Annotated in this window: 2 protein-coding genes; both read left to right on the forward strand. The window is 40.9% G+C overall.

All coding sequences use genetic code 11. The features are described from left to right. The coding region (locus BAZSYMA_RS10240) for a hypothetical protein (protein WP_206599456.1) at positions 1-216 on the forward strand (216 nt) is incomplete at its 5' end. Further along, positions 213-1,763, forward strand: coding sequence for an RHS repeat-associated core domain-containing protein (locus BAZSYMA_RS10450; protein ID WP_237731680.1), 1,551 nt, complete (start codon positions 213-215; stop codon positions 1,761-1,763). The genes BAZSYMA_RS10240 and BAZSYMA_RS10450, both read left to right, overlap by 4 nt. The last annotated feature ends 31 nt before the right edge of the window (positions 1,764-1,794 follow it).

The following is a 1,794-nucleotide window of genomic DNA, read 5'->3' on the forward strand; positions in this document are numbered from 1 at the left end:
ATAAAAAGCAGTTTTGTTGATTTGGATGGTTGGCAAAATGGGTGGTTTTGGTTTGTTTGGGGTGGGTTTTTAAGGGGCGACTATTTAAAACCAGAAATGCCTTTAATATCTGCTGAAAAACCCCTGCCACCTCGTGGAAATATGCATGATTATTTTGCACCTGATAGAAGATCATCTAAAATAAAACAACAAACAAACTGCTGCACCATGTCATGATTTCACTAGAACCTTACCATCAAACTTATACCTACGACACAGGCAATAACCTAACCAACCTATCTCACCAAGCAAACAGTGGTGATTGGCAACAAATCCTCGTTATCCACCCAAACAACAACCGTGGCACCGAAACACAGCAATCCACTAGTGACTTTGATGTCAATGGCAACTTACTAATCCTTAACAACATTGGTGCTCTACATTGGCATTACAACAATACGCTTAACCAACTCAGCAAAGCAGATAAAAGCAACACCACACAGTACTATGTTTATGGCTACCAAGGCAATCGAGTCCGCAGTGTGGTTGAATCTGACCACCAAGTACAAAGCCAAAGAGACTACCTGCCTTCACTAGAGCTTTCAACCAACCAAGCAAAACAACAAACCAGCACCCTGCACATTGGTATTCACATATTCAGTGAAACCAGCACAGACAACACACAAAACCCCATCCAAACCCGCTACCAACTCACCAGCCATCTACAATCCAACACTCTAGAACTCAACGACAAAGCCCAAACCCTCAGCTACGAACACCACTACCCCTATGGTGGCACTGCCCTCATCGCTGGCAAAGACAAAACCCAAGTCCAACAAAAACGCTACCGCTACACAGGCAAAGAAAGGGACGACAGTAGTGGCTTATCCTACTACGGTGCTAGGTACCTAGCTCCTTGGCTAGCAAGGTGGATAAGCCCTGATTCAGTAGGGACGGTTGACGGTTTGAATTTGTATGTTTATGTGGGGAATAATCCGCTTAAATATATAGATCCAACTGGAAATGATAAAGTTGGTACGATAAGTTGGCATAGGATTGTTACTCATGTTAATAAACGCTTAAAACGCAATAAGAAATTAAATCTTTGGATCGGGGAAGATCATATGTCAGCAACTGGATCTATTTTACTGTTGGATTTAGTCGCCACTACCAATATTCGTGATATTCTGCTAGAGCATACTGGCGCTATACCAGGTCAACATGCTATTACAGATATGGATTTTATTGATCTCATACTCAAGTATCGCCCTGTTTCTGATGAAACACGAAAAAATTTTAAACGCGTAAGGCAATTGACAATAACTCATAATTTTCTTTATGTTGGCTCAAAAGGTTGGACAAACACTAAGTTGGATGTCTGCTTACTGGGGCCAAGAAATAATTATATTGCTCTTGTTGGTAGTAATCATATAGCGCAAGATACAGGAGCAGAGGGGTTTACCACAGATGAAGACGCCTACCCTGCGTACAGACACACAAATGAAAAAGACAATATAGCATTGCTAACACTAGAAGAAGTTGATTTTTTTAGAAAAAATGGAAGAATAATGAAAACTCAGGAATATGGCGTATGGGTAGAAGATCGATACGGCGTAAAAGGGAGTGCATTCTTGATGCTAGGCAGTAAATCCACAATGAGGAGAGAATTTGGCAGAGCAGCACAACCGGTGCCTGAAAACCTTAATAATTTACAAAATTATCAACCTAGATCTCAAACACCAACAATGGCGCAACGATTTGCATCCCTATTCCGTCGAAAATAATAAATAGAGACTTTTGCATAATTCATAATTC

It is taken from the genome of Bathymodiolus azoricus thioautotrophic gill symbiont, assembly GCF_001298715.1.
GTDB lineage: Bacteria > Pseudomonadota > Gammaproteobacteria > PS1 > Pseudothioglobaceae > Thiodubiliella.